The organism is Dolichospermum flos-aquae CCAP 1403/13F, from assembly GCF_012516395.1.
GTDB classification, from domain to species: domain Bacteria; phylum Cyanobacteriota; class Cyanobacteriia; order Cyanobacteriales; family Nostocaceae; genus Dolichospermum; species Dolichospermum lemmermannii.
Genome location: NZ_CP051206.1, coordinates 3,637,366 through 3,662,795 on the forward strand (window position 1 = coordinate 3,637,366; position 25,430 = coordinate 3,662,795).

The window sequence follows — 25,430 nt, forward strand, 5'->3', positions numbered from 1 at the left end:
AGAACTGTTTAAGATGCTCAATAATTAGGCATATTTACATTGATGTAACCGTCGAAAAATGACAGAACCAAGTTCCCCAAATCCAAATAATAGCAGAGTCAGGATCATTACAAAAGTTTTAACATCAGCGATTAAGCTCTGGTTAAGAAGCCAATTAAATCAAGTATCTCATTTAGAGGTACAGATAGAAGCAAGCGATCGCCAATTACTTTCTGGTTACATTCCTGGAGTATCAATTTCTGCTAGTAATGCAGTGTATCAAGGTCTTCGTGTTACACAAATCGAACTTGAGGCAGAAAAAATCCAACTGAATGTTGCTGCAATATTAAAAGGACAACCTTTGCAATTATCAGCAATAGTCCCTGTGGTTGGTAAGCTGATTATCACCGCACAGGATCTTAATAACTCTCTTTCATCTCCATTATTATTAACGGCTATAAATGATGGACTGATTCCACTATTAGCAGAATACAGGCTAAATTACCCGTTTATTACTTGGGAAAAAATCACCCTTGACAACCAGGTATTGATCCTACACGGTATCCCCATTTCTGAAACAGAAGGGGCATTTTTCAATATTCATTTAGGCTTAGAACTACGCAATGGTCAAGAACTGCAATTAACGCAGGTTCAGGTAAAGACCGATCAAGAGGTGCTTTTGGAAAGGAATTCTCCTTATATGATAAACCTGGGAACAGATGTTGATATCGAAAAAATTTCCCTGCTGCCAGAACAATTAACTTGTTATGGACGTATTAATATTAACCCATAACTATTAAAAAATCAAAACTCAATATTCCCTGAATTTACTTTAAATTGTATGGCTATTGTGAGTGACATGAGCAAGTTGAGATTAAATCTTATCTTAGTTCCTATTACAGCGTTTTTTCTAATAAAGGTAAAAGTAATGTAACGAAATAATACACTAGAGGAGCAGTGAAAATATAGCTATCGGTGCGATCTAAAATCCCCCCATGACCAGGGATTAATTGACCTGAATCTTTGACACCGGCATCACGTTTCAGCAAGGATTCTGTTAAGTCACCCAACAAACTAGCGATACCAATAATTAGACCTAATGTGACACCAGTGATTAACCAATGGGGAAAATGGAGAAGGTAAGCTCCTACCATAGCAACAGCGACACTGGCAGTAATGCCAAAAACAGCACCTTCTACAGTTTTTTTGGGACTAATATCTGATAATCGCGTTTTCCCGAAGAATTTACCAAAAGTATAAGCGCCAATATCCGCAGCCCAAATACATAAGAACGTGAGGATAGTCGCAGTTAAACCCGCGGGGAAGGCAGTTAAATTACCTTGTCCAATATCTTGCCAATTAGATGGCCAATAACCACCTAAAGGTAAATTACTGCTAATAGCATGATCAATTCCTCGTAAGCGGACCCAGTAACTTGGTAAGTAACCGACATAAAACAAACCCATAATAGAAGCGGAAATATCCGCAATGGTGGCTAATTTGGGTTGAAATAGTAAATAAAAACAAATAAGTGTCCCGGCTATGGGCATAATTGCATCAGCTAAACTACCATTCAGGGTACAAATTGCCAGTAGAACTTGACTAACAATCATAGTAGTTTTGACTGAGGGTGTGATGCCGCGAGAACGGACCAAATTAAAATATTCTTGTTGACCTAAAAATACGACAATAGCGATCGCTATCGTAAAATACCAACCCCCTAAGAGGGTTGCAGATAGCGCCATGATAATCGCAATAATTCCACTAATAATTCGAGGCCAGGGCATAGGATAATATTGGGGATTTTAGATTTGGGATTTTGGATGCAACCCAAAACCGAAAACCTAAGGAATTTAATCTAATTTTTCACCACTAAGAATGAAAATGGGATCGGCTGCTACAAAGGTTTGAGAATAGCCCCGTGTTTCTAAGCGATTTACCGCTGACTGGACAACTTCAATATTCCTAACTCTCAACTGAGAAAAGCTTTGAGAAATAGCATACAGACTTTCTAGACTAGCAGCAGTAGCGACCACTCGGCCAGATGTTGGTAAATATTGCCAGGCCGCTTGGACAATTTCCTGTATGGCTTTTCCACCTTCAATGCAGATCCGATCAGGTAGTAACTTGATTTGATCTAAGCATTCTGGGGCGCTACCTTCAATTACTTCGACGTTTTTGACTTCAAAGCGATCGCAGTTGCGTCTAATTAGGTTCGCAACATCCTCATCTCTTTCGATAGCAATCACTCGTCCGTGGGGACACAATAAGCTCACCTCTATAGGAATTGTACCTGTTCCTGCGCCAATATCCCACAATACCGAATTGGCTTCTAGTCGCAGTTGGGAAATTATCAGCAATCTTAATTCTCGCTGACTGAGGGGAATACCTGGTAAATTCTCAAATAATTCGTCGGGAATACCTGGGGTAATATAAGGCCAAAGTGGGGAAGGCATAAGCAATTAAAAATTAACAATTAAAATTTAACAATTGGGAAAGGGGAAGATAATTTTGGTAGTTATGCTCATCAATGACATCAGGAAACTGCAATGATGAATAGGGAAATATTAGCTAATCGCTATGAAGTTCAACAACAGCTAGGCAAAAAAGCCGGGAGAAGGACTTTCTTGGCTACTGATTTAGTAACTGGAAAATCGGTAATTGTCAAGTTACTTGCTTTTAGTAATGATTTTGAATGGGATGATCTCAAATTATTTGAGAGAGAAGCTCAAACTTTAAAATCTTTATCACATCCCCATATTCCTGCATACTTAGACTATTTTGAGGTCAATTCCTCTAGATATAAAGGATTTGCCCTGGTTCAGACTTATATTTCAGCCCAAACCTTAGAACAATATTTACAAGCTGGGAGGAAATTTACAGAAATTGAAGTTAAAGAAATTGCTAAAGCAGTTTTAGAAATTCTTATATATTTACATGAGTTAAATCCACCTGTTGTCCACCGTGATATTAAGCCTAGCAATATTTTATTAGGAGAGCGCTCTGGCAATAGTGTCGGTTTAGTTTATTTAATAGATTTTGGTTCAGTCCAAACCGTCCTAGCAGCAGAAGGAGGGACAAGAACTGTTGTCGGGACTTATGGTTATATGCCACAGGAACAGTTTGGAGGGCGTACTGTTCCCGCTTCTGACCTTTATAGTTTAGGATGCACAATGATTTATTTGGTGACTGGTACTAACCCAGCGGATTTACCCCAAAAGGATTTTCGCATTCAATTTCAGCAAGTTGCTAATCTTAGTCCCAATTTTGCTAAGTGGTTGGAGCAAATTACAGAACCCAGTTTAGAAAAGCGGTTTTCTACTGCAACCCAAGCACTCAGAGATTTAAAGCAGCCACAATATGCTGATACGTTGGCTTTAAATATTGGTAAACCAGCGGGTAGTAAAATTCAATTAACCAAAAATGAAGAGATTTTAGAAATTATTATTCCTCCGGTTGGCTTTCAATCTTCAATGGTATTTGTAGGTTTTTTTGCCATATCCTGGAATTCTTTTATCTTATTTTGGACTATTGGTGCTTTGTCTGCTCCCTTTCCGGCAAATATCCCCTTTGCCTTATTTTCATTACCTTTTTGGGGGGCAGGATTTTCGATGATATACGGTATAGTTTCCAGTTTATTTGGTAGTACAAAAATACATATAGATTCTCAACAAATTTCTCTTAATCACCAGTTAGGGAAATGGAAAATTCCCCGTCGTCGTTCATTGTCCAGAGAAAATATTGATAAATTAGTTTATACACCGAGATATTTTACTAAAGACTCAGATGGAGATAAAACTCAAGTACCTGCAAAATTGGTAATTTGGGCAGGAGTCGAAAAATTTGAGTTTGATGTTAATACTTTCACCATCAAATCTGAAGCAGAATTAGAATGGTTAGCGAGGGAATTAAGTGATTGGTTAGGGATAGAAATCACCAGTCCTTAGTTTTTAGGGGTTTAGCAATGCTAAACTCAAACCCATTAAAAAAATCCCCCACCTTACGGCAGGGGATTTTTAATTACCTAAAACTAGTAGTCAGGATCAACCGAACTTACCAGCAGTAGAAGCAATGAGGAACGCTGCGTAGGTGAGGATGTAGCCAACAGTGAAGTGAGCTAAACCAACCACACGAGCTTGAACAATGGAGAGAGCAACGGGTTTGTCCTTCCAGCGAACCAAGTTAGCTAAAGGAGTACGTTCGTGCGCCCAAACCAAGGTTTCAATTAACTCTTGCCAGTAACCTCTCCAAGAGATGAGGAACATGAAACCAGTAGCCCAGACGAGGTGTCCAAAGAGGAACATCCAAGCCCAAACAGACAGGTTATTCATGCCGTAGGGGTTGTAACCGTTAATCAACTGAGCAGAGTTAGCCCAGAGGTAATCACGGAACCAGCCCATCAGGTAGGTAGAGTTTTCGTTGAACTGAGCAACGTTACCTTGCCAAATACCTAGATGTTTCCAGTGCCAGTAGAAGGTTACCCAACCAATGGTATTCAACATCCAGAACATAGACAGGTAGAAAGAGTCCCATGCGGAGATATCGCAAGTACCGCCACGGCCGGGACCGTCGCAGGGGAACGCATAACCGAAGTCCTTTTTATCGGGCATCAGTTTAGAACCACGCGCATCCAAAGCACCCTTAACGAGTACCAAGGTGGTGGTGTGGATAGCCAAAGCGAAAGCGTGGTGAACCAAGAAATCGCCAGGTCCAATGGTCAAGAACAAAGAATTTGTGCCAGAGTTGATGGCATCTAACCAGCCAGACAACCAAACGTTACCAGCATTGGGGTAAGCGGTGTAAGCAATACTGTCGGGGTTAGACAACAGTACATTCAAGCCATACAGAGCTTTACCTTGGGCAGCTTGGATGAATTGAGCAAATACTGGCTCAATCAAGATTTGTTTTTCAGGAGTACCGAACGCAACAACTACGTCGTTGTGAACATATAAACCCAGGGTGTGGAAACCCAAGAAGAGAGATACCCAGCTAAGGTGGGAGATGATCGCTTCTTTGTGTTGTAACATCCGGTCAAGGACGTTACCTTTGTTTTGTTCAGGATCGTAGTCACGAACCCAGAAAATTGCTGCGTGAGCAAAAGCACCAACCATCAAGAAACCAGCGATGTACTGGTGGTGGGTGTACAGTGCTGCCTGTGTGGTGTAATCCTTAGCGATGAACGCATAAGGAGGCAGAGCGTACATATGCTGCGCTACCAAGGAACAGATAGTTCCCAAAGATGCCAAAGCTAATGACAACTGGAAGTGCAGGGAGTTGTTGATGGTGTCGTAAAGACCTTGGTGGGGCAGGTTGAACTGACCTTCGCTCTTGCTACCGGGAACTAAACCAGATTTGGAGTTCAGCATTTCTTTGATGCTGTGACCAATTCCGAAGTTAGTCCGGTACATATGACCAGCGATGATGAACAAAACTGCGATCGCCAAGTGGTGGTGAGCCATGTCAGTCAACCACAAGGATTCTGTTTGGGGGTGGAAACCGCCCAAGAAGGTGAGAATCGCAGTCCCAGCACCAGTGGAAGTACCAAATAACTGGCCAGCGGTGTCAGGGTTTTGAGCATAAACGCCCCAGTTACCTGTGAAGAAAGGAGTTAAACCTTCTGGATGGGGAGCTACAGTCAAGAAGTTATCCCAGCCCACGTGGATACCACGAGATTCAGGAATAGCAACGTGAACCAAGTGACCTGCCCAAGCGAGAGAACTAACACCGAATAAAGCCGATAAGTGGTGGTTTAGACGGGGTTCAGCACTCTTAAACCAAGAGAGGCTAGGACGGAACTTGGGTTGTAAATGTAACCAACCAGCAAACAGGAACAATGCTGCCAACAAGAGCAAACCAACAGAACCAGTATATAGTTCTGTGTTTGTCCGCATCCCGATGGTGTACCACCAGTGATAAACACCGGAGTAAGCAATGTTTACAGGGTTGCTTGCACCAGCCTGGGTGAAAGCTTCAATTGCAGGCTGACCGAAGTGAGGGTCCCAAATTGCATGGGCAATGGGACGGACGTGCAGGGGATCTTTAATCCACTGTTCAAAGTTACCTTGCCAGGCCACGTGGAACAGGAGGCTGGATGCCCACAGGAAGATGATTGCCAAATGACCGAAGTGCGTAGCGAAAATCTTTTGGTAAAGATTTTCTTCCGTCATGCCATCGTGGCTTTCAAAGTCGTTGCCTGTAGCGATCGCATACCAAATCCGACGAGTAGTCGGGTCCTGTGCGAGATCCTGGCTAAATTTTGGAAATTTTGTTGCCATAGGTGTGATCTGTCCTCTGACCTTTAGCCATTATTTAGTCAGCAAAATTTTAGATTTCAGATTTTGGATTTTGGATTAAATCTAAAATCTTAGAATCCAAAACCCAAAATTCCACTGATTGTTATCCTACTGAAAGGATGTGTGCGTGGAAGAATGCCCAAGTGGTGGCAATTCCTCCTAATAGGTAGTGAGCCACACCTACAGCCCGACCTTGAGTGATGCTCAGTGCGCGAGGCTGAATTGTTGGGGCTACTTTCAGTTTATTGTGCGCCCAAACAATGGACTCAATTAATTCTTGCCAGTAGCCACGACCACTGAACAGGAACATTAAGCTGAACGCCCAAATGAAGTGAGCGCCTAAGAACATGAGTCCGTAAGCGGATAACTCAGTTCCGTAGGAGTTGATTACTTGTGTAGCTTGCGCCCACAAGAAGTCACGTAACCAACCGTTGATGGTGATAGCACTTTCAGCAAAGTTACCGCCAGTAATGTGATTTACTGTACCATCTGCATCTACTGTTCCCCATACATCAGACTGCATCTTCCAACTGAAGTGGAAAATTACAATTGATAAGGAGTTATACATCCAGAAGAGTCCGAGGAAGATGTGATCCCAACCGGAAACTTGGCAAGTACCGCCACGACCTGGACCATCGCAAGGGAATCTGAAGCCTAAGTTAGCCTTGTCTGGAATCAGACGAGAACTGCGGGCATACAATACACCTTTGAGCAAGATGAGAACAGTAACGTGAATGGTGAATGCGTGGATGTGGTGAACCATGAAGTCCGCTGTACCCAAAGCAATGGGCATCATTGCGACCTTACCGCCTACAGCTACCAATCCGCCACCAAAAGCATGACTAACTACTTGAAGAGCGTTAGGTGCTGTGTTGCCGGGAGCTAATGTGTGCAGGTTTTGCACCCATTGAGCAAATACTGGTTGCAATTGAATTGCACTGTCGGAGAACATATCCTGGGGACGACCCAAGGCACGCATGGTGTCATTGTGAATGTATAAACCAAAGCTATGGAAGCCTAAGAATATAGATACCCAATTGAGGTGAGAAATGATAGCGTCACGGTGACGAATCACGCGATCCAATACGTTGTTTTGGTTAACAACAGGATCGTAATCCCGCACCATGAAGATGGCTGCGTGAGCAGCGCCACCAACAATCAAGAAACCACCGATCCAAATATGGTGAGTGAAGATACACAATTGTGTTGCGTAATCAGTTGCCAAGTAAGGATAGGGAGGCATCGCGTACATATGATGGGCGATGATGATTGTCAAGGAACCCAAGAAAGCTAGGTTAGTAGCTAATTGAGCGTGCCAAGAAGTGGTGAGGTTTTCGTAAAGACCTTTGTGACCTTCGCCAGTGAAAGGACCTTTATGAGCTTCTAGAATATCTTTGATGTTGTGACCGATACCCCAGTTGGTACGGTACATATGACCAGCAACGATGAACAGTACAGCGATCGCTAGGTGGTGATGAGAAATATCAGTCATCCACAAGCCGCCTGTAACTGGGTTTAAACCGCCCTTAAATGTGAGGATATCCGCGTAAGCGCCCCAATTTAAGGTGAAGAAAGGTGTTAAACCACTGGCGAAACCAGGGTAAAGTTCTGCCATTTTTGCTGTATTAAACAGCAATTCATGAGGCAATGGAATGTCCTTAGCTGCCACACCTGCATCTAACAGATTGTTGATTGGTGCAGAAACGTGAATTAAGTGACCAGCCCATCCTAAAGAACCACAGCCTAGCAACACTGATAAGTGATGATTCAGCATTGACTCCACGTTCTGGAACCATTCCAGTTTAGGAGCGCGTTTGTGGTAGTGGAACCAGCCAGCAAATAAGAACAAGCCTGCTAATACCAAGCCGCCAATTGCAGTTACATATAGCTGGAAGGAGCTAGTGATACCCCAGCCACGCCATACTTGGAACAAGCCAGATGTGATTTGAATGCCGCGGAAACCGCCGCCCATATCACCATTTAAAATGTCTTGACCAACAATAGACCAAACAGTTTGAGCGCTAGGCTTAATGCCTAACGGGTCAGCCAGCCAAGCTTCGTAGTTAGAGAACTTAGCACCGTGGAACAACATCCCGCTCAACCAGATTGCTACTATGGACAAATGTCCGAAGTGAGCGGCGAATATCTTGCGGGAGATGTCTTCTAAATCGCTTGTATGTGTATCAAAATCATGGGCGAGGGCATGGAGATCCCAAATCCAGGTTGTGGTTTTTGGGCCTCTCGATAAGGATCTGTCGAAATGTCCTGGCTTTGCCCATTTTTCAAATGAGGTAGGAACCGGATCATTGTCAACGATCACTCTTGCTTTTTTTTCCTCTCGCTCCGGAGGACTAATCGTCATTCGACCTCCTCTCTATAAGGAATTGGGAATCATGAATACCACCTAGAATAACACATTCGCAGTTTTCAGATTTCTCTGGACTAACGATGTGGTTGCCGTGTGGAAAAGAAAAGTTGTTTCTGTTGAATTATAGAGTCAGAACTTGCACATTGTTATAGACCTGTTAACAATAATTAAACATAGCCAAGTTTATGGTCTAATTTACGTTACCAGTTCCTATACATTGTTCAAATGTCAATAGACTCTTCATTTAATTTACAAAGAACAACAATTTGCAAAACTGATGATTTATACGGAAATCGGCTTAAACCCTTGCTGTTTAGCTACTTTTACCCAAAATTAGCGGTCTATAGGCAAATTATTTTCCCGGAATTAAGTCAAAAAAATTACTTATTTGGCATTCTAATCAAAGAAAAGTAAGTAGATTTATAACTTTGGTCATAGATTTATGCTCTTAATCCATAGTCCATGAGTCATAATTTGCGCCACAATGATTGCGTCAATTGTTAAAAACTATTAAGGAATAAAAACATGAACACTGGGTGCAGAAAATTTTTTGAGTTACTTTTCTCAAATAGATTCCCAATTATTAAATGGGTTGTCACATTAGTGCTAGTTGTAAATTTGAGTAGTTGCGCTGAAGCAGCAAATAGTCAGGAAATATCTATCAATCCCTTCATGAAAGCGCCCCCAACTTCAGAAATTTCTGGGACATTTTCCGAAACCGCACCACCAAATGTTATCCAAGCATTGCGTCCCAGTTTGGAGGGTTATCAACCCCAAGTCAGCATCCTCAGTCCCCAGGTAGATGAAATTCTTCAAGACAATATAGTTAAAGTAAGATTACAAGTTAAGGACTTACCGATATTTAAAGACCCTCAATGGCAACTTGGTCCCCATTTGCACCTAATTTTAGACAATCAGCCCTATATAGCTGTTTACGATGTAAATCAGCCGGTGGTATTGTCAGACTTATCCCCTGGTACACATACTCTTCGCGTTTTTGCTTCTCGTCCGTGGCATGAAAGTTTTAAAAATGAAGGTGCTTATACTCAAACCACATTTCACGTCTTGACGAAAACTGAGGAAAACAACCCAGATTCTAAATTACCTCTACTGACTTATAGTCGTCCTACTGGTGGTTATGGGGCAGAACCAATTATGCTGGATTTCTACTTGACTAACGCACCGTTGCACAGTGTTGCTGAGACTAATCCTGACGATACAATGAGCAATTGGCGTATTCGTAGTACGGTTAATGGTGAAAGCTTTATTCTTGATCGTTGGCAAACTATTTATCTTAAAGGCTTTAAACCTGGTAAAACCTGGGTGAAACTGGAATTCCTTGATAATGAAGGACAACCTGTGAAAAATGCCTTTAATACCACAATCAGACTAATTAATTACCAACCCAATGGTCAAGATACTCTTTCTAAAATTGTCAGAGGGGAATTGACAGCAGATGAAGTTCGGGGCATTGTAGACCCAACTTATACTGCTAGGATTCCAGTTACTGAACCCACCCCTGCACCAATACCAGAAACCAAAGTCGAAAAACAACCAATTCCTGAAGTTAAACTTCCTGAAGTTACACCAACACCAGAAACTAAAGTCGAAAAACAACTAATTCCTGAAGTTACACCAACACCAGAAACTAAAGTCGAAAAACAACCAATTCCTGAAGTTACACCAATTCCAGAAACCAAAGTCACAGAAATAAAAGAATTAAATCTGGATAAACCAGATACAGGTTCGTCTAAGCAATCTCAAATTCAGGAGTAATTAACTAAAAATACTCAGTTGCAAACTTTGAGATAAAGTTTCCATTAGTGCCAAACCAGCTACAGGATTACCTACAATGTCTAAAGCAGGACTGTAGCTGGCGATCGCAGCGATCGCTGAAGACATCGCTCCCTGATTTGGTATAATGGCAATAAGTCCACCACCAATACCCGATTTTATTGGTAAGCCAATTTTGACAGCGTATTCTGCGGAAGCTTCATATAAACCACAAGTTAACATCACCGTATTCACAATTTGACGGTGTTTATTATTTATAACTTCGCTTTTACAGGCTAACACTTTTCCCAGGTTCGCTAAATCCTCTACCCGTCCAGAGATACAGCATATTTGTTCATAAACGTTTAGAGATAATTCAATATTATTTAAATTTCCAGATTCGTAGAGATAGTTGGCAATATCTATATTTATTTGAGAGTGACTAGCACGAACTGAAGCTAGAATATCTGTGTCTATATATAATTGAGTACCTGCTAATTTATTTAACCATTCACAAAACAATTGTGTGCATTCATTTCCATCTTTTCCTGGCAACTTATCAGCGAGAGTAATAGCACCACTATTAATCATGGGGTTGCGAGGATATCCATTATCTGCTATTAATTGCACTAAAGAATTAAAAGGCGCATCCGAGGGTTTAACCCCAACCCATTGCAAAACCTGTTTTTCCCCGTAATATTCCAGCAGGTATAGTAGAGAAAATGGCTTAATGACACTCATAAATGGAAATACACAATCGGTATCTCCTAAACTATAATTTTCTCCTGATTCACAACTTATATAAACAGCAAATGAGTTAGGATTAGCCGTAGCTAATTTAGGAATGCGTTCAATAACTTTTCCTTTTGCTGCTTGGGTTTTAGCTTGTTCTACCCAGATAGATAAATTATGTATATTAATGCTTTTTATTCCTAGCACAAGCCTAAACCTCAAATCATGAAGATAATCTGGATTATATCTTAATGAGTAATTACTCTAACTTTTTATGTAACTAATTTTAAATACAAAACCGAAAATTTACGTAATATTAGTAATTACGGGTAATTGGTAAAAAGCAATAAAAAGATAAATATTCCCTTTCTTCTGTTCCCTGTTCCCTGTTCCCTGTTCCCTCTTCTTAGATAAGATAGACTGATTAACAACCAAGTTGTCGGAAAAGATAAATTGGTTTATTTCCCTAATAACAAGGTTTTTAACAGTACATGAACAAAAGATTTATTTTAACTTTGATTTCTAGCCCCGTGTTGTTTACATCCATGTTATCTATGGTGATGATGGGTAGACCTGCTCATGCTAGTCAAACAGTTGACACTGCTGGTACTCATGAATCTTGTGTCATGTCTCCCCATTCTGCAATTCCGAACAAGGTATGTATACAGGTGAGTAATACTCCTTTGGGCGTTGCTAAAGAAACCATGCAAGTGGCACAAGCGGATACAAATAGTCCTAAAGAACTAGAATTTTCTGATGCTGAAAGCGATTTAGCTATCAAGCTATTTGGCTGTGATTGTCCAGTTTGCATCAATGCTGCTCGGCAATTGAATGGTTCAGCACCTTTGCCAGTTTAGCACGATGTGGTGTTAAAAAGGGCAGGGAGACCCTGCCCCTACTTCCCTAACAATACTTCTCTAATTATGTCTGTTGGTACTTCGTCGGTAATTTTAACTGCGCCAATTTGGATTGGTAGTACGAAGCGAACCTTGCCAGATTTAACTTTTTTGTCTAATTGCAAAGCATCAATAAGAGCTTCAATATCTAAATCTGCGGGTATTTGGGTGGGTAAACCTGCTTTTTTGATTAAGGCGTTTTGACGTTCTGTATCTCCTTGTGTCCAAAGTCCTAATTTTACAGCAATGCCTCCTGCTGCTACCATACCAATACCGACAGCTTCACCATGTTTGAATAAACGGTACTCTGTGAGGCTTTCTACTGCATGACCGATAGTATGACCATAATTTAAAATTGCCCTGATTCCAGATTCTTTTTCATCTTTGCTGACAACATCTGCCTTTGCTTGACAGGAATGAGTTAATATGCTGTTTATCAGGTCGGATTTTACATAGCGGAGTTGATCTAGGTGTTTACTTGCTGTTAGTTGAGTAAACAGTTCGGTGTCCCAAATAATACCGTACTTGATCACCTCTGCCATTCCTGCTCGAAATTCCCGTGCTGGAAGGGTTTTTAATACTTCTGGGTCAATTAAAACTAGACTGGGTTGATGAAATGCACCAATCAAGTTTTTACCGTGGGGATGATTTACGCCGGTTTTACCACCAATAGCTGAGTCTACCATTGCTAGGAGACTGGTGGGAACTTGCACAACGTTGATGCCTCTGAGCCATGTGGCGGCGGCAAAGCCTGTCATATCACCAATAACACCTCCTCCTAATGCCACCATTGTTGAGGAGCGTTCTAGGCGATTTTCAAGGGCGATGTCGTAGAGTTTCTGAATGGAGTTGAGGGTTTTGTAGCGTTCACCTGGGGGTAGGTTGTAACTGACGACTTGAAAACCGGCATTTTCTAAAGAGGCGATCGCTCTTTCGCCATAGTATTTAAATATCATGGGGTTGGAAACTAGCAATACTTTTTTACTTAGTTTCAAACTCGCCATTTGTTCACCTAGTTGATCTAAACTCCCAGGTGCAATGGTAATATCATAAGATTTTTCTGGTATATCTACTTTAATTACAGAACTCATAAAAATACCCGGTAAGTGGGAAACTCAGACACTTCAGTGCTGAGAGGGAAACGACTCGTGCGGTTTTAACCGCCTTGAATATTTTTTCATTACCGCCTTGGAGTTGGTAAATTCGGTGTACTTTTGTAATGTACTTTCAACGGGACAATTACCGATTCAAATTTCCCAACTCTGTACGCATAATGTGTTGCTCCGAAGAGCCTCCCATTTCTGGGGTAATGTTAGCTTCGTCAATGTTTTAAGAGCTTTTTAGACTTGCAACACTGTTTCAGTGACTTTAAAACTGTTTAATTGCAAATGACAGAGCAGGGAACTAGCTACGCATTCCAGGGTGTCGTGACTCAAAAAACGTAGTCAGTTAAGACTTAGACTGGTCAGTACAGCTTGCAATTTCTTACAAGCTCAGTCCCTTTAGGGCTGAGTTACTGACTCCCTAACCCTAATATAATCACTCGTCTGGGTATTTTACCCCAAGTTGACAACCTCTTTTCTATTCCCTGTTCCCTTTCATAATTATTGATGATTGAATAGAAATAAGTAACTAATCTGGAGCAAAACAAATGGCTGTAGTTGAATATATTGTCTTTCTAGGCGTGTTTATGGGTGTAGCTGTAGGCCTATTATTTGGTCTACGCGGAGCTAAGATAATCTAACCCTACAATTAGACGCTAATTAAACCCACTTTATGTGGGTTTAGGTATCGGTTTCAATCAGATTATCAAATGTCTATTTACTACTTTGCTGTTTGATTGCAAGTTTTCACCACTTCAATCTCTAACTCAAGTATCCGAGCAACTTTTTCTACAGTTAGTCCCTCATTTAATAAACCAATTCTCAATTATCAGATCCTCAAAATCCTGAAAATCTGCCACATTATTTGTTACTAAAATCAAGTCATTGCAGAAGGCAATACTGGCAATTTGTCCATCAATAAAAGCAGGTGTTTTACCAATTTTCGATAATCTAGCTCTTTCCTGTGCGTGCCATTTTGCAGCTTTGAGATCATAATCAAACACAGGCAAATCTAACACAGAATCTTGAATGTATTTCCATAAAGAATCCTTGCGTTTAGATGCTGGTAAACGCCAACAGCCATAAAGGATTTCATGAACAACAAGACTTGCTACTGCTACCTCTGAACGATAGCGATTTAATTGATCTAAAACCTGAGTATTGGGAATTGGCCGACTCGGTTCTGAGATAATATTAGAGTCTAGTAAAAAGCGAACTGTCATAAATCAATCTCGCGTCCTGGACTACGATCTCTAATATCTGCAAAATCTTCATCTGTAAATTCAATTCCTTCTCTTTCAATTGTTTCTCGAAACCTTAAAACCCCTTCCCAAAAGCTATCTCCTTTATTCTGTAATGGTTTTTCCTGTACTTGTTCTTTTATTTGTGACAGTTTATGTTTGAGAAATTGAATAAAATCTAAAACTTCTTGTTGTTTATCGGTTGGTAACTCTCGCAGGTTTTCTAAAACTGCTTGTTCAATGGTCATAGTTTCACCTCTACTACTAGGCTATAATTCTATTGTAAATGACATCAGCATTAATTTTTATTTTCTCCTCCATTGTTGAGATCAATTCCTAATATTGCAAATTGTTGATTTATCCAATCTGTAGAGGAAAATCAATTTATTCATATAAATTCAGCTTAATCTTAAAAAGGATTATCATCAATTTCTTGTTTTTGCCGCAAATATTCCCAAGTTTCCGTTTGTTCTTCTTGTTCTCCTTCTTCTAACCACTCTTCGGTTAATTCTTTGAGTAATTGATGTTGTTGATTTAAAATTTGTTGTTGTGCGTCTATTTCTAGGTGAGAATGGTTAAAAATCTCAGGTTTAAAAGTAACACTTTCTCGAAATACTCGCATTATTTGTAGGAGATTTGGCCAGTATTCTTTAGGTGTTGCTTGAATTTCTCGTAAAATTTCTATGAGATGATTTTCTTCGGTAGTGTTACTTAATTCTGGTTTATTGATTAAATCGGATTGAGACATAATTATTTATTCCTCATAATGTTGATAAAGCGTAATTAGTCATGGGAATCCTATCTTTATATTATGACAAAATTTGCCGTGATAGTAAGCTGTTAAATTGATCAGGGAAAATATATATAAATATTATACAACAGGAAATTAACTGATGATGCTTTTGATATCAATTCCTAATATTGCCAATTGCTGATTTATCCAATCTGTAGCTGTTGCTTTATCGGTTTCAATGGCTTTTTCTACTCCTATTTTAGCAATTTCTAGTAGTTGTTTGGATTTTAGTTTTAAATCCAAACTTTCGAGCAATTTTGAATTAATATGCTGTTGAAATTGAAAATCAAAAATAGGTATTGGTAAAGATTTTATAGAAGTTTGAGTTACAAGCGGTTGAACATAACTAAAGCTAGTGTAGGGGGCTGTTCTAGCAGTTCAAATAACACACTGGGGAGATTTTGCAGTAATGTGTAAAATATCGTGTCTGTCTTCATTTTATAAGTCGAAGCTGAAGTTAAGCAATATTTTCTCAGACGTTGTAGCGATAGCGAAGCGCTCTGTAGGAATCGCTCTACATTTCCGGCTTATTTTAGATTGTATCAATCAGCGTCCGAGTAAGAATAGGTTATCTGTTTAAGTGGGTAACTAAATATTAGGCAGTGAGTTAATAATCTCTACAGCCTTAATTGCTGAAGTGTCTGGCGGAAAACCAAGATGTGAGTTGAGAAGCTTTAAAGGGTCTTTATTAAATTGAGGACAAGCTTCGATACGAGCAAAGATACATATAATAATCCCCGGATCATAAATTTCAGTTAACACAGGAAGATGACCCTTCTGTGCTGAAATATCAAAAGTATATTCTCCCTCAACTCTCTCACTATCATCAAGAAATTGTCCATTCACACGCCATCCAACCTGATCACCGAAATCTTTCCAATCCGGTGTGTCGAAAATATAATCAAGTTTGCCACCAATGCTCAAGTAAATGTCTTTTTGAACGCTGAATCCAAATTTACTGTTGCTATGTTCTACCCACAATTCGTCAATTTTAAGAAGGTCTTCACATGGAAAATTTATCAGGTCTTCCTTGGTTAATTTTTCGTATTTATTCTTGCTTACAGCCTTGATCATCAGTTGATAAGTCAGATAATTAGCATCTTCCCATTCACGCCTTGATAGTAATTTAATCAGCTTTGTATAGTCTATGCCTTTTGAGCTAATACTATCTGTATGAGGTGGTTGTTGAGGAGTTTTTGTGAGTGATTTAGGCTGAGTTATTATAGTTATAGACTCTGACTCTGGTTCTCTTCCAGTAATAGCCAAAATCAGTTTGTTCATTGGGTTAAGTTCTTCTTTACGAAAATCACAATAATGAAAGTCTTTAAATTCTGGGTAACTGTTTTTTACGGTATTTATTATTCCCTCTCCTGTGTTGCGTAGGATAACTAAGCCTGTTTGAATTTCAGAGTTTTTTGGCAAAACTTCTTTTAAAAAGAAATCAATTTCTTCGTGTTGTATTGGTCCTGTACCATTATTACTAATAAAGACAAGGAAAGCTTTAACTTCACTAATATGATCTTGGAGTTGTTTTTTCCATTTTTTAAATGCTATTAAGTTATCCTCATCATAAAACGTTTTGATTCCTTGACTTTGCAAAATGCTTTTAATTTTTTCTACCTCTGGCTTGTCTTTGCTATTGTGGCAAATAAAAACATCATATTTTTCCATTTTATTCCTCCACACCTGCAATAGTCGCCAACGCCTTCGCATACTGTTCCAAACCATCTCGTAAAGCAGCCAACTCACTTCGCAACTTTGATTCTTCTGACCAACTCACCTCATGTTCCTTGGGACTCACCCCCAGAGGTCGTCTTGCTTCCCAAGCCTGTAACACAGGATGCCATTTAGCTAAAAATGGTCTTAACCCATTATTCAGCACCGCAATAGCAATACCCCCGACTGAGTTTTTAGAAGCACCTACATCAGGCCCAGCAGCTTTGAGAACTTCACGGGTAGTTCCGAATAAACTATACAGAGAGTTCAACGCTTCTCTCACTAACCCCTGGTCAACTTCTAAAGACTGGACAGCAATGCGCGTCACCAGTTCCACATACAACGACCAAGCGGCTTTTCGTTCTGTTGTGTCAGCTTCCCATTCCGCAGAACCTATACCAAAGGGAAGACTAATAGATACTTTTTTTAATTTTGCGGGATCATGCTTGGGCATAAAAAGCAACGTTAATAAAATCAGTAATTTGTTAAGGGACTTCCAAATAAAAAAATACTCAACCACCTAACACAAAAATCTCTCAAACCCTTATTCCTCTGTGTCCTCTGCGCCTCTGTGGTTCGTTAATCAGGATAATTTATTTCTTGGAAGTCCCTAAATCTAATTATATTGTCTTTTTAGGCATCCTAGCCCTAAAATTTGGAATAAAGACCAAATATTCTGGCAATTACCACCCAGGGCTATTTCGTTCTAGATACAACCTGCAACCCACTTTATTTTTAATAAAAAAAATAATTAAATTAACTCTAAACTTACCCTATCCTCACCATAATTAGCGACTAATATAAATAACTTCAACCATCGAGAACCCAGTAAAATTTCCTGTATTTCATCTCCAGCAAATACAGGAATTTCCCACTCTTGACCATCTATAATTACCCTACCATGATAAACATCAAATTCAGTTTCTCCTTGAGCAGTTCTTAATTTATTCTGACGTAAAAAAGGCCAATCAAGACTTTGTACATCTTGTTTATTCATGGCTAAATATTCAGTAAATCCTGTGTCTAACATTGTTTCTACAGGAAAACTGAAATTATCTCCATCAATTAAATCAATTTCCAAATAAATTTGACCTTTATCTCCAAATCTTCCCTCAATCATATTCTGCCACTAACTCCCGTTTCATTAATGCCATAAATATGATGAATCACATGAGGATACTTTTCTCTAGCCATTTTACTAGCTACCTCTTGATCCTGATCAATAAAATAATCACCGCTATCAGGTTCAATAGCAATATACCAACCATAATATTTATCTAATATTTCTGGTTTTAAACGCTCAAAAATTACCCAACAACGATCAGAAAATGCCTGTCTTCTAGCTCTATCTTCAGCTTTTTGTTCATCAGTCCACTGAATTTCGGGAAATACTCGGCCACGACGGACAACTCTTTGGTGTGTGGATTGTGTCATCTTGATCACCTGCTTAAAATTCATCCTAAATTCTAGCATATTCGAGTCCTCTCCCTGAATGGGAGAGGTAATTTTCAATTGTTATATCATCGCTAGATTAGGTGTTTTTTCCTGCTTTTGAAATGGGGGACGCATTTCCAAACCAAGCAAGTTCAACATTTCTTTATCTGCGTCGTAATCGGGACAGGGAGTTGTTACCGTCAACATTTTATTATCATCGCTGGAGAAGATGGAATTTGCACCAGCCATGAAGCATAAAGCCTGTTCTACTTGGGAAAGTCTCGCCCTACCTGCACTCAAACGCACGTCAGATTTAGGCATAATAATTCTAGCAGTCGCAATCATCCGCACTACATCCCAAATAGGCACATCTGGTTGATTTTCTAAAGGTGTACCGGGAACTTGGGAAAGAATATTGATGGGTACGGATTCGGGGTGAGGCTGTAAATTTGAGAGAGTATGTAACATTCCGACTCTATCGCTAACATTTTCCCCTAAACCGAGAATACCGCCCGAACATACGGTAACATTAGTTTGGCGAACATTGGCAATTGTATTCAGGCGATCGCCATAAGTTCGAGTTGTAATTACAGTGCTGTAATATTCCTCTGAGGTATCAAGATTATGGTTATAAGCATATAATCCCGCATCCTCTAACCGCTTGGCTTGGTTTTCTGTCAACATTCCCAAGGTACAGCATACCTCTAAACCCATGCCAGTTACATCCTTGACCATATCCAGGACTTCCTCAAATTGGGAATTATCCCGAACTTCTCTCCAAGCAGCACCCATACAAACGCGACTCACACCGCTTTCTTTAGCTGTTTTGGCAATATTTATCACCGTTTCTTTTTCTAACAGTGCTTCGGGTTTTACCTCAGTTTTATAGCGGGAAGATTGAGCGCAGTAACCGCAATCTTCGGGACACGCACCAGTTTTAATGGAGATAAGTTTACAAACTTGTATTTGTTCAGGTTTGTGATATTGACGATGCACAGTAGCAGCTTGATAAATTAGCTCTAGAAATGGGGTATTATATATTGTTAAAATCTCTGTCGGTTGCAAATTGTAGCGTATTTCTACCATGATTATCCTCTTTGTAGTTGAAATTAACTAGCCCCGGCGATTAGAAATCGCGTCTACACAGACGAAACCCACCTGCGTGGGTTATAAAACCCGAATTTTTTTAGTCCGCGTAGGCGGACTTTGGTTATGTAGCCGCGAATTACATTCGCCCAAAACTTTTAAAATATCATCTTACTAAAATATTTAAATTTGATTATATGACATCAGAGCCACCAATTCTGACAAGCGATCGCCTAATATTAAGAATGGCAGTGATGGAGGATATTCCCTACATACTCAAATATTTTACGGAAAATAAAGAATATCTTACGCCATTTTATCCTCAATGGGATGAAAACTTTTTTACTCACGATTATTGGGAGTATCAAGTAGAAACGAGTTTCTGGGAATTTGTGAACAACTATTCATTAAAACTATTTATTTATCGGAAACACCAGCCTAGACAAATTGTGGGGACTGCTAATTTTAGCAACTTTGTCTATAGTGCTGCTCAATTTTGTCAATTAGGATACAGTTTAGCAGAATCAGCACAAGGTTATGGTTACATGACAGAAGCCTTGTCTATTTCCACTAAGTATGTTTTTCAAGAATTAAATCTGCACCGCATTATGGCTAATTATATGCCCCATAATCGCCGCAGTGGTAATGTTCTTAAAAGGGCTGGTTTTGTAGTTGAAGGATATGCTAGAGATTATTTAATGATTAATGGTAAATGGGAAGATCATATTTTTACAAGTTTGACAAATCCCCACTGGCGATCAGATTTATAATATTATAATACCTCAGATCCCCGACTTGTCCAAGAAGTCGGGGATCTGAAGATAATTATGGAAAAATAAATTATGTCAATATATAATAATCGCGTGGCTATTTTGGCGACAATGCACAATAAAGAAAAAGTAATTTCTCCTTTATTGAAGGAACATTTAGGAATTAATTTGATAGTTCCTCAAGGCTTAAATACTGATATTTTTGGAACTTTTACTAGAGAAATTAAACGTCCAGATACACAAATTATTACTGCTAGGTTAAAAGCTAAAAAAGCCTTGGAAATGTATGATGAAAAAATAGCAATTGCTAGTGAAGGAAGTTTTGCACCTCATCCCCTAATTCCCTATATTTATGCTAACCGAGAAATCATTATTTTTCTGGATCAAGAAAATGATTTAGAAATTATTGGTGAAGTATTTTCTATGGAAACTAATTTTAATCATCAGACTATATCTAGTTTAGAAGAAGCTGAAGAATTTGGTAAAAAAGTAGGTTTTCCTGAACATGGTTTAGTAATTTCATTTAATAATATATCTACAGGAAAAACACAATTTATTAAAGGTATTACCAGCAAAGAAAACCTAATCAATTCCGTAGAAATTGCCATAAAAAACACAAATGGTAAATTTCATATAGAAACAGATATGAGAGCAATGTATAATCCTACCAGGATGAAAAATATTGCCTTTGCTACTCAAGACTTAATTAATAAAATTAATAGTTTATGTCCCCAATGTCATACTCCTGGTTTTATGATTAATCAAAAAATCCCTGGACTACCTTGTGAACTTTGTCATCAGCCAACTTCATTAATTAAAGCAGTAATTTTTCAATGTCAAAAATGCAATTTTACCCAACAACAATTATTTCCTAACAATCAAGAATTTGCTGATCCTAGTTTATGTGAATATTGTAATCCTTAGATCCCCGACTTCTTCAAGAAGTCGGGGATCTATTTTTTTATTTATCATTCTCAAGAAAATAAATAATTTTCATAAGCTACTTTAAAAACTCCATCACTTCTTGTAGAACATCAGCTATATGTGGTTTTTCGCAAGCAATTACATTGTCAAAAAGATGTTTATGGTGGGGGAAACTAGACAAGTTGGGAAAGTGTGGTGTACTGTCATAACGAAAAATCAGACTATTTTGCTCATCTTGAAAGTGATAGCGGTAATCAATATATTTAATCTGATTATCTACAACAACAAAGGCTTCACTGACTGCTAGTAAATATCTAATTGCAAAACGTATCCTAATGCGGAGATTAGCCCGCTCTGTCGTTAAAATGACTGCACTATATTCCTCAATGTATGCATTAGAGCAATTGAGTGAAAGTTGCTCAATTTCATCTAAATACGCTTGGATAAGTTTACGCGACATCTTGGAGTTTGCTGGTTATTTCTTGATGTAAAGCTAGATAATGCTGATAATTTCCTGCCCATTCGACAAACACTTCATCATCAGAAGTTTTTCCTTGGTTATATTTGGCAAAAAAATCTTCTGAACTCATTTGGTACTTGATTTCATAAACATTTAACTGTTTGGTAAGGGCAATCAACGCATCTAGTAGAGATGTATATTCGATAACTTGTTTACGCATTCATTTATCTGTTTAAGTTGATTAACTTAATCATATTGTAATTTTAATCAGATATTGATTTTATCCTCAAGAAGATAAATAATTTTCATAAGCTTCTCGTTGCTGTTCTTCAGAAAGATACGTTATTAAATAGAAAGATCGTAAGCTTTTTTGTCTATCATTAAATAAATATCAATTAAGCGTAATTATAATGACTCTGGATGAAACTCTCAATCATACTCATGCTACTAATCCCTTACTTACCCTCAACTATGAACCAGCCCTAGAATCTCTAGGTAATGACTACTATGATCAAGTTGTAGCCGAGGAATTTCCCCAACTTATGTTACGCTGGCGCAATGACGCACTACTGCCACGCTTAGGAGTTGCGCCCCAAGTAGTTAAAGACGAAGATTTTATTAACGCTTTTGGTAAATTTGAGGGAAGAGAACCGCTGTTAGCACTACGTTATCACGGTTATCAATTTGGACAATATAACTCCCAATTAGGTGACGGTAGAGGCTTTCTCTATGGACAAGTGCGGGGTATTGATGGGGAATTATATGATTTTGGCACAAAAGGTTCGGGAAGAACCCCCTACTCTCGCGGTGGTGACGGAATGCTAACACTTAAAGGAGGAGTGCGGGAAGTTCTCGCCGCTGAAGCACTTCATCGTTTAGGCGTTCGCACTTCTCGCTGTTTAAGTATGATTGAAACGGGTTTGGGTTTGTGGCGCGGTGATGAACCTTCTCCAACTCGTTCTTCTGTCATGATTCGCATGAGTAAATCTCATATTCGTTTTGGTACTTTTGAACGATTAAACTATTTCAAACGACATGATTTAACTCAAAAACTGTTAGATCATGTAATTGAACAGTATTACCCGCATTTGCAAGCTGAAAATGATAAATATGCTTTATTTTATGCCGAATTAGTGCAGCGTGTCGCCGAATTAGTAGCACAATGGATGGCAGCGGGTTTTTGTCATGCAGTTCTGAATACTGATAATATGTCAATTACCGGGGAAAGTTTTGACTATGGACCCTATGCCTTTATTCCTACTTACGATCTCCAATTTACGGCGGCATATTTCGATTATTATAAACGTTATTGTTACAGTCAACAACCAGGGATTTGCAAATTAAATTTAGAACTTTTGCAAGAACCTTTAAAGGCAATAATTCACCAAGGTGATTTGGATATTGCTTTATCTAAGTTTGCTGAATATTACCAAGCTGAATATCGAGCCTTGATGTTGAAAAAATTGGGTTTTGAAGATTTACAATTAGCCGAAGCTGATGAATTTTTGCGGTTAACCATTACCTTTTTACATGATAGTCAAGTTGGTTATCATCAATTCTTTGCTGATTTAGCTGCTACCTTTTCTAATACATGGCGAGATGATCCAGCTTTTGTGATGAATGGTTCAGAACTTAGCCCCGCATTAGGAAAATCAGCGACTTTTGATAATTGGTGTTTTCTTTATCATAAAATTCTCAATCATTTTGATCCTGAACAAATGGATAAAATTGGTAAAACTCTAGCTGAATCTAATCCTAAAACAGCTTTATTAAGACCTGTGATTGAGTCTGTTTGGGAACGAATCACTGAAGATGATAATTGGCAACCTTTTTATGATTTAGTGGAAACACTGCAAACAGGAAGGTAGTTTGTCAGCAGAGGCGGGGTTTCCTCGCCCATGAGTCGGGAAATTCGCCTTTTTAATCACAAGTATTTAATAGGAAATAATATGATAAACAAAAAACTAATTGACTATACAATTATTTTACGCCCCGATGATAATGGAACATTTGTTGCTTACGTTCCAGCAATTAAAGGATGTCATGCGTGGGGAAAAACCCATGAAGAAGCTCGTTCAGAGTTAAACCATGTTTTTGAAATGATATCAGCAGAATATTTAGAGGCTGGTAAATCCTTACCTAATGATATTGAGGTAACTATTGCTTATGCCAGCTAAAGCCAAAACTTTAGAAAAAGTTGCCAAAAAATTAGGCTTTGAGAAAATTCGTCAAAAAGGTAGTCATGCTCGCTGGAAGCATCCCGATGGTCGCGCAACAACTATTCCTATTCATGGAAATGCTGAAATCGGCAGTTGGCTATTCCAGGAAATTCTTAAACAATTAGAAATTACAGAAGATGAATTTAATAATCTCAGATAGCTTTTCTAATTTTCCCAAAACTATGATCAGCATTAATTTCAATTACTAAATCAACAGATGATGATTGAATTAAGGGATTAATGAATAATTCGGGATGTAAAGAACGCCAAAAATAATTTACAAATTCTTCTATTTCTGCGTCACTCATTCCTGATTTACCAGCAGCAATCATTTGTCTTTCTGCTTGCTTGCGCCATGCTAAAGAATAACGGTAATCTGTGGGATAAAGAACTATTAAACTATCTAATCTTTCCCACAGTGGTAAATAATCTTTTAGCTGATTATTCATATCAGAGGCAAATTGTTTGTCTACGTCTGTAAGAATAGGTGGTGGTGGAGTTAATAACACTTTAGGAGGAATTGGTTTTACGCCCACAAACCAGCCTTCAAACAGAACAATATCTATAGGATTTGTGATAACTTCAGGAGTAGTGCGATCGCCAATACCTCCATAGGCAGATTTATCAAATCTAGGAACTATCACAGGACTCTTGCTTTGAGCAATCTGATCGAGTACACTGAAAGCTAGGTGAATATCGTGGGTTCCAGGGGGACCACGCCAAACTAAACGGGGATCTTGCTGCATTAAAGCCAAACGCTCGCTATAAGTTTTGTACAAGTCATCCAAAGACAAACTTAACGTCCGATATCCTAACTGCTGGAGAATCAAACCCAGTATCTGGGACATTGTAGTTTTACCAGTTCCTTGTGTGCCTAAAATTCCCTGGACAAAAGGTTTCCCTAACTGTTGACGTTGTGCTGCAATTTGGATTCCCAAGGGTAGCCATAAATCCCACAATACCTGTAACACTTTTGGCGGTTGAATTTTTAGGGTAGTTTGACAAAATTGACTAAAATTAGGGAAAACTAACTTCAGTAAATCCCCTCTCCTTTGGATAACTTCAGCCACATTATCAGAAGTAATATTAAACACCTTAGCTCGCAAAGGATCTGCCAATGCTGCGGCTTGTGCTGACACTTGCCAAGATGTGTCTGTTGTTAAAACTTGACTCAACCATTCACTACTCATAAAATCACGAACCCAGTTTTAACGCTTCTAGAAATAGACTGTAGATAAAACCAACCTTGAGATAGTTGAGTATTTCTACCCAAAATGCTTGGCGAACAAAAAAACTCCGACTGTAAAATATTCTACTGGTAATTTCAGTCAGTAGCACTAAAAATCCAGCAACCACAATGTCTAATTCTGCCTTTTGTCCAGCGGTTGTTGATACTGCTGATCCCAAAAAAAAGCCAAACAAAAAACTAATTAGTATTAGCGATAACCGCCGCCAAGGATTCAGAAACCATTCACTCAAGCTACTGAAAATTGTTTCTAATAGGTTGTTCAAGCGAGTATTTTGCATGGGAATAGGGAACAGAAAAAGTCGTTTTGACTTGATGAAACTGGATAATTTATTTTGGAGAACCTAATTAAACCACTCTAATTACGGTTGGGGATCATTTGTAACCATCGGGTTTA

Annotated in this window: 30 protein-coding genes; 10 read left to right on the top strand and 20 right to left on the bottom strand. The window is 39.0% G+C overall.

Going from position 1 to position 25,430, the window contains the following annotated elements:
* The first annotated feature begins 58 nt into the window (after positions 1 to 58).
* Complete coding sequence (locus tag HGD76_RS17555) at positions 59 to 772, top strand: LmeA family phospholipid-binding protein (RefSeq protein WP_168696544.1); 714 nt, start codon at positions 59 to 61, stop codon at positions 770 to 772.
* Between the two features lie 103 nt (positions 773 to 875).
* Here the strand turns inward: HGD76_RS17555 and HGD76_RS17560 are convergent, their stop codons facing one another.
* Positions 876 to 1,766, bottom strand: coding sequence for a phosphatidate cytidylyltransferase (locus HGD76_RS17560; RefSeq protein WP_015081499.1), 891 nt, complete (start codon positions 1,764 to 1,766; stop codon positions 876 to 878).
* Between the two features lie 66 nt (positions 1,767 to 1,832).
* Entirely contained in the window at positions 1,833 to 2,435 is a 603-nt protein-coding gene (gene cbiT, locus HGD76_RS17565; protein WP_015081500.1) for a precorrin-6Y C5,15-methyltransferase subunit CbiT, read from the bottom strand.
* A 96-nt stretch (positions 2,436 to 2,531) separates the two neighbouring features.
* On the opposite strand from cbiT, the gene HGD76_RS17570 reads away from it, so the two are divergent.
* Positions 2,532 to 3,926: a serine/threonine protein kinase gene (locus HGD76_RS17570; RefSeq protein ID WP_168697486.1), complete on the top strand. Its 1,395-nt coding sequence runs from the start codon at positions 2,532 to 2,534 to the stop codon at positions 3,924 to 3,926.
* A gap of 96 nt (positions 3,927 to 4,022) precedes the next feature.
* Here HGD76_RS17570 and psaB read toward each other — a convergent pair whose 3' ends face one another.
* Together psaB and psaA are read right to left on the bottom strand one after the other, a co-directional pair.
* Positions 4,023 to 6,254, bottom strand: a complete 2,232-nt coding sequence (gene psaB / locus HGD76_RS17575; protein ID WP_015081502.1) for a photosystem I core protein PsaB — start codon at positions 6,252 to 6,254, stop codon at positions 4,023 to 4,025.
* Between the two features lie 121 nt (positions 6,255 to 6,375).
* Positions 6,376 to 8,634: a photosystem I core protein PsaA gene (psaA, locus tag HGD76_RS17580; RefSeq protein ID WP_168696545.1), complete on the bottom strand. Its 2,259-nt coding sequence runs from the start codon at positions 8,632 to 8,634 to the stop codon at positions 6,376 to 6,378.
* A gap of 609 nt (positions 8,635 to 9,243) precedes the next feature.
* On the opposite strand from psaA, the gene HGD76_RS17585 reads away from it, so the two are divergent.
* Positions 9,244 to 10,416 (top strand): hypothetical protein, encoded by a 1,173-nt coding sequence (locus HGD76_RS17585; protein ID WP_325064812.1) that lies wholly within the window; start codon positions 9,244 to 9,246, stop codon positions 10,414 to 10,416.
* On the opposite strand, the gene HGD76_RS17590 is transcribed toward HGD76_RS17585, so the two are convergent.
* The gene (locus tag HGD76_RS17590) at positions 10,417 to 11,352 is read right to left on the bottom strand and encodes a glutaminase (protein ID WP_168696546.1); all 936 of its coding nucleotides are present in this window, start codon (positions 11,350 to 11,352) and stop codon (positions 10,417 to 10,419) included.
* Between the two features lie 284 nt (positions 11,353 to 11,636).
* On the opposite strand from HGD76_RS17590, the gene HGD76_RS17595 reads away from it, so the two are divergent.
* The gene (locus HGD76_RS17595) at positions 11,637 to 12,002 is read left to right on the top strand and encodes a hypothetical protein (RefSeq protein ID WP_168696547.1); all 366 of its coding nucleotides are present in this window, start codon (positions 11,637 to 11,639) and stop codon (positions 12,000 to 12,002) included.
* Positions 12,003 to 12,040: 38 nt separating this feature from the next.
* Here HGD76_RS17595 and aroB read toward each other — a convergent pair whose 3' ends face one another.
* Entirely contained in the window at positions 12,041 to 13,132 is a 1,092-nt protein-coding gene (gene aroB / locus HGD76_RS17600) for a 3-dehydroquinate synthase (RefSeq protein WP_168696548.1), read from the bottom strand.
* A gap of 560 nt (positions 13,133 to 13,692) precedes the next feature.
* Here aroB and petL point away from each other — a divergent pair.
* Positions 13,693 to 13,785, top strand: coding sequence for a cytochrome b6-f complex subunit PetL (gene petL / locus HGD76_RS17605; RefSeq protein WP_039203706.1), 93 nt, complete (start codon positions 13,693 to 13,695; stop codon positions 13,783 to 13,785).
* A gap of 162 nt (positions 13,786 to 13,947) precedes the next feature.
* On the opposite strand, the gene HGD76_RS17610 is transcribed toward petL, so the two are convergent.
* From HGD76_RS17610 to bioB, 10 genes are all read right to left on the bottom strand, one after another.
* Complete coding sequence (locus HGD76_RS17610) at positions 13,948 to 14,367, bottom strand: type II toxin-antitoxin system VapC family toxin (protein ID WP_015081509.1); 420 nt, start codon at positions 14,365 to 14,367, stop codon at positions 13,948 to 13,950.
* On the bottom strand, positions 14,364 to 14,633 hold the full coding sequence (locus HGD76_RS17615) for a DUF2281 domain-containing protein (protein ID WP_039203704.1): 270 nt from the start codon (positions 14,631 to 14,633) through the stop codon (positions 14,364 to 14,366). Before HGD76_RS17615 ends, HGD76_RS17610 begins: the two co-directional genes overlap by 4 nt.
* A 161-nt stretch (positions 14,634 to 14,794) precedes the next feature.
* Entirely contained in the window at positions 14,795 to 15,133 is a 339-nt protein-coding gene (locus HGD76_RS17620) for a hypothetical protein (protein ID WP_168696549.1), read from the bottom strand.
* 138 nt (positions 15,134 to 15,271) lie between these two features.
* Entirely contained in the window at positions 15,272 to 15,421 is a 150-nt protein-coding gene (locus tag HGD76_RS17625) for a hypothetical protein (RefSeq protein WP_210967653.1), read from the bottom strand.
* Between the two features lie 83 nt (positions 15,422 to 15,504).
* Positions 15,505 to 15,615, bottom strand: a complete 111-nt coding sequence (locus HGD76_RS17630; RefSeq protein ID WP_233466909.1) for a DUF2887 domain-containing protein — start codon at positions 15,613 to 15,615, stop codon at positions 15,505 to 15,507.
* Between the two features lie 151 nt (positions 15,616 to 15,766).
* On the bottom strand, positions 15,767 to 16,849 hold the full coding sequence (locus tag HGD76_RS17635; RefSeq protein ID WP_168696550.1) for a GUN4 domain-containing protein: 1,083 nt from the start codon (positions 16,847 to 16,849) through the stop codon (positions 15,767 to 15,769).
* A 1-nt stretch (position 16,850) separates the two neighbouring features.
* A complete protein-coding gene (locus HGD76_RS17640; RefSeq protein WP_015081514.1) occupies positions 16,851 to 17,348 on the bottom strand; it encodes a hypothetical protein in 498 nt (165 codons plus the stop codon).
* Positions 17,349 to 17,645: 297 nt separating this feature from the next.
* Complete coding sequence (locus HGD76_RS17645) at positions 17,646 to 18,014, bottom strand: aspartyl protease (RefSeq protein ID WP_168696551.1); 369 nt, start codon at positions 18,012 to 18,014, stop codon at positions 17,646 to 17,648.
* Positions 18,011 to 18,328, bottom strand: coding sequence for a hypothetical protein (locus HGD76_RS17650; RefSeq protein ID WP_168696552.1), 318 nt, complete (start codon positions 18,326 to 18,328; stop codon positions 18,011 to 18,013). Before HGD76_RS17650 ends, HGD76_RS17645 begins: the two co-directional genes overlap by 4 nt.
* Positions 18,329 to 18,409: 81 nt before the next feature.
* On the bottom strand, positions 18,410 to 19,414 hold the full coding sequence (bioB, locus tag HGD76_RS17655; protein ID WP_210967654.1) for a biotin synthase BioB: 1,005 nt from the start codon (positions 19,412 to 19,414) through the stop codon (positions 18,410 to 18,412).
* 197 nt (positions 19,415 to 19,611) lie between these two features.
* Between bioB and HGD76_RS17660 the strand changes: the two genes are divergently transcribed.
* Both HGD76_RS17660 and HGD76_RS17665 read left to right on the top strand, forming a co-directional pair.
* Positions 19,612 to 20,184, top strand: coding sequence for a GNAT family N-acetyltransferase (locus tag HGD76_RS17660; RefSeq protein ID WP_168696553.1), 573 nt, complete (start codon positions 19,612 to 19,614; stop codon positions 20,182 to 20,184).
* A 72-nt stretch (positions 20,185 to 20,256) separates the two neighbouring features.
* Positions 20,257 to 21,108 carry a DUF6671 family protein gene (locus HGD76_RS17665; protein ID WP_168696554.1) on the top strand — a complete coding sequence of 284 codons (852 nt, stop codon included), beginning with the start codon at positions 20,257 to 20,259 and terminating at the stop codon, positions 21,106 to 21,108.
* 76 nt (positions 21,109 to 21,184) lie between these two features.
* On the opposite strand, the gene tumE is transcribed toward HGD76_RS17665, so the two are convergent.
* Positions 21,185 to 21,568 carry a toxin TumE gene (tumE, locus tag HGD76_RS17670; RefSeq protein ID WP_168696555.1) on the bottom strand — a complete coding sequence of 128 codons (384 nt, stop codon included), beginning with the start codon at positions 21,566 to 21,568 and terminating at the stop codon, positions 21,185 to 21,187.
* The gene (gene tumA, locus HGD76_RS17675) at positions 21,558 to 21,788 is read right to left on the bottom strand and encodes an antitoxin TumA (RefSeq protein WP_168696556.1); all 231 of its coding nucleotides are present in this window, start codon (positions 21,786 to 21,788) and stop codon (positions 21,558 to 21,560) included. Before tumA ends, tumE begins: the two co-directional genes overlap by 11 nt.
* A gap of 190 nt (positions 21,789 to 21,978) precedes the next feature.
* Between tumA and HGD76_RS17680 the strand changes: the two genes are divergently transcribed.
* From HGD76_RS17680 to HGD76_RS17690, 3 genes are all read left to right on the top strand, one after another.
* Positions 21,979 to 23,436: a protein adenylyltransferase SelO gene (locus HGD76_RS17680; protein WP_168696557.1), complete on the top strand. Its 1,458-nt coding sequence runs from the start codon at positions 21,979 to 21,981 to the stop codon at positions 23,434 to 23,436.
* Between the two features lie 81 nt (positions 23,437 to 23,517).
* A complete protein-coding gene (locus tag HGD76_RS17685) occupies positions 23,518 to 23,745 on the top strand; it encodes a type II toxin-antitoxin system HicB family antitoxin (RefSeq protein WP_015081521.1) in 228 nt (75 codons plus the stop codon).
* The gene (locus tag HGD76_RS17690) at positions 23,735 to 23,947 is read left to right on the top strand and encodes a type II toxin-antitoxin system HicA family toxin (RefSeq protein ID WP_148765312.1); all 213 of its coding nucleotides are present in this window, start codon (positions 23,735 to 23,737) and stop codon (positions 23,945 to 23,947) included. The genes HGD76_RS17685 and HGD76_RS17690 overlap by 11 nt, the downstream gene beginning before the upstream one ends.
* Here HGD76_RS17690 and HGD76_RS17695 read toward each other — a convergent pair.
* Both HGD76_RS17695 and HGD76_RS17700 read right to left on the bottom strand, forming a co-directional pair.
* Positions 23,940 to 24,977, bottom strand: coding sequence for a glycerate kinase (locus tag HGD76_RS17695; protein ID WP_168696558.1), 1,038 nt, complete (start codon positions 24,975 to 24,977; stop codon positions 23,940 to 23,942). The two genes, HGD76_RS17690 and HGD76_RS17695, sit on opposite strands and share 8 nt — an antisense overlap.
* Before the next feature lie 4 nt (positions 24,978 to 24,981).
* Complete coding sequence (locus HGD76_RS17700; protein ID WP_015081524.1) at positions 24,982 to 25,314, bottom strand: DUF565 domain-containing protein; 333 nt, start codon at positions 25,312 to 25,314, stop codon at positions 24,982 to 24,984.
* Positions 25,315 to 25,430 lie beyond the last annotated feature (116 nt).

What these genes read in the sequence shown, in the direction of transcription:
- HGD76_RS17685 (WP_015081521.1), top strand. Translation starts at nt 23,518, where the DNA reads ATGATAAACAAAAAACTAATTGACTATACAATTATTTTACGCCCCGAT.
- HGD76_RS17560 (WP_015081499.1), bottom strand. Translation starts at nt 1,766, where the DNA reads ATGCCCTGGCCTCGAATTATTAGTGGAATTATTGCGATTATCATGGCG.
- aroB (WP_168696548.1), bottom strand. Translation starts at nt 13,132, where the DNA reads ATGAGTTCTGTAATTAAAGTAGATATACCAGAAAAATCTTATGATATT.
- HGD76_RS17595 (WP_168696547.1), top strand. Translation starts at nt 11,637, where the DNA reads ATGAACAAAAGATTTATTTTAACTTTGATTTCTAGCCCCGTGTTGTTT.
- HGD76_RS17635 (WP_168696550.1), bottom strand. Translation starts at nt 16,849, where the DNA reads ATGGAAAAATATGATGTTTTTATTTGCCACAATAGCAAAGACAAGCCA.
- HGD76_RS17690 (WP_148765312.1), top strand. Translation starts at nt 23,735, where the DNA reads ATGCCAGCTAAAGCCAAAACTTTAGAAAAAGTTGCCAAAAAATTAGGC.
- HGD76_RS17695 (WP_168696558.1), bottom strand. Translation starts at nt 24,977, where the DNA reads ATGAGTAGTGAATGGTTGAGTCAAGTTTTAACAACAGACACATCTTGG.
- HGD76_RS17665 (WP_168696554.1), top strand. Translation starts at nt 20,257, where the DNA reads ATGTCAATATATAATAATCGCGTGGCTATTTTGGCGACAATGCACAAT.
- HGD76_RS17700 (WP_015081524.1), bottom strand. Translation starts at nt 25,314, where the DNA reads ATGCAAAATACTCGCTTGAACAACCTATTAGAAACAATTTTCAGTAGC.
- HGD76_RS17610 (WP_015081509.1), bottom strand. Translation starts at nt 14,367, where the DNA reads ATGACAGTTCGCTTTTTACTAGACTCTAATATTATCTCAGAACCGAGT.
- psaA (WP_168696545.1), bottom strand. Translation starts at nt 8,634, where the DNA reads ATGACGATTAGTCCTCCGGAGCGAGAGGAAAAAAAAGCAAGAGTGATC.
- cbiT (WP_015081500.1), bottom strand. Translation starts at nt 2,435, where the DNA reads ATGCCTTCCCCACTTTGGCCTTATATTACCCCAGGTATTCCCGACGAA.
- petL (WP_039203706.1), top strand. Translation starts at nt 13,693, where the DNA reads ATGGCTGTAGTTGAATATATTGTCTTTCTAGGCGTGTTTATGGGTGTA.
- tumA (WP_168696556.1), bottom strand. Translation starts at nt 21,788, where the DNA reads ATGCGTAAACAAGTTATCGAATATACATCTCTACTAGATGCGTTGATT.
- HGD76_RS17630 (WP_233466909.1), bottom strand. Translation starts at nt 15,615, where the DNA reads ATGAAGACAGACACGATATTTTACACATTACTGCAAAATCTCCCCAGT.
- HGD76_RS17570 (WP_168697486.1), top strand. Translation starts at nt 2,532, where the DNA reads ATGAATAGGGAAATATTAGCTAATCGCTATGAAGTTCAACAACAGCTA.
- HGD76_RS17660 (WP_168696553.1), top strand. Translation starts at nt 19,612, where the DNA reads ATGACATCAGAGCCACCAATTCTGACAAGCGATCGCCTAATATTAAGA.
- HGD76_RS17680 (WP_168696557.1), top strand. Translation starts at nt 21,979, where the DNA reads ATGACTCTGGATGAAACTCTCAATCATACTCATGCTACTAATCCCTTA.
- HGD76_RS17555 (WP_168696544.1), top strand. Translation starts at nt 59, where the DNA reads ATGACAGAACCAAGTTCCCCAAATCCAAATAATAGCAGAGTCAGGATC.
- psaB (WP_015081502.1), bottom strand. Translation starts at nt 6,254, where the DNA reads ATGGCAACAAAATTTCCAAAATTTAGCCAGGATCTCGCACAGGACCCG.
- tumE (WP_168696555.1), bottom strand. Translation starts at nt 21,568, where the DNA reads ATGTCGCGTAAACTTATCCAAGCGTATTTAGATGAAATTGAGCAACTT.
- HGD76_RS17640 (WP_015081514.1), bottom strand. Translation starts at nt 17,348, where the DNA reads ATGCCCAAGCATGATCCCGCAAAATTAAAAAAAGTATCTATTAGTCTT.
- HGD76_RS17650 (WP_168696552.1), bottom strand. Translation starts at nt 18,328, where the DNA reads ATGACACAATCCACACACCAAAGAGTTGTCCGTCGTGGCCGAGTATTT.
- bioB (WP_210967654.1), bottom strand. Translation starts at nt 19,414, where the DNA reads ATGGTAGAAATACGCTACAATTTGCAACCGACAGAGATTTTAACAATA.
- HGD76_RS17615 (WP_039203704.1), bottom strand. Translation starts at nt 14,633, where the DNA reads ATGACCATTGAACAAGCAGTTTTAGAAAACCTGCGAGAGTTACCAACC.
- HGD76_RS17645 (WP_168696551.1), bottom strand. Translation starts at nt 18,014, where the DNA reads ATGATTGAGGGAAGATTTGGAGATAAAGGTCAAATTTATTTGGAAATT.
- HGD76_RS17620 (WP_168696549.1), bottom strand. Translation starts at nt 15,133, where the DNA reads ATGTCTCAATCCGATTTAATCAATAAACCAGAATTAAGTAACACTACC.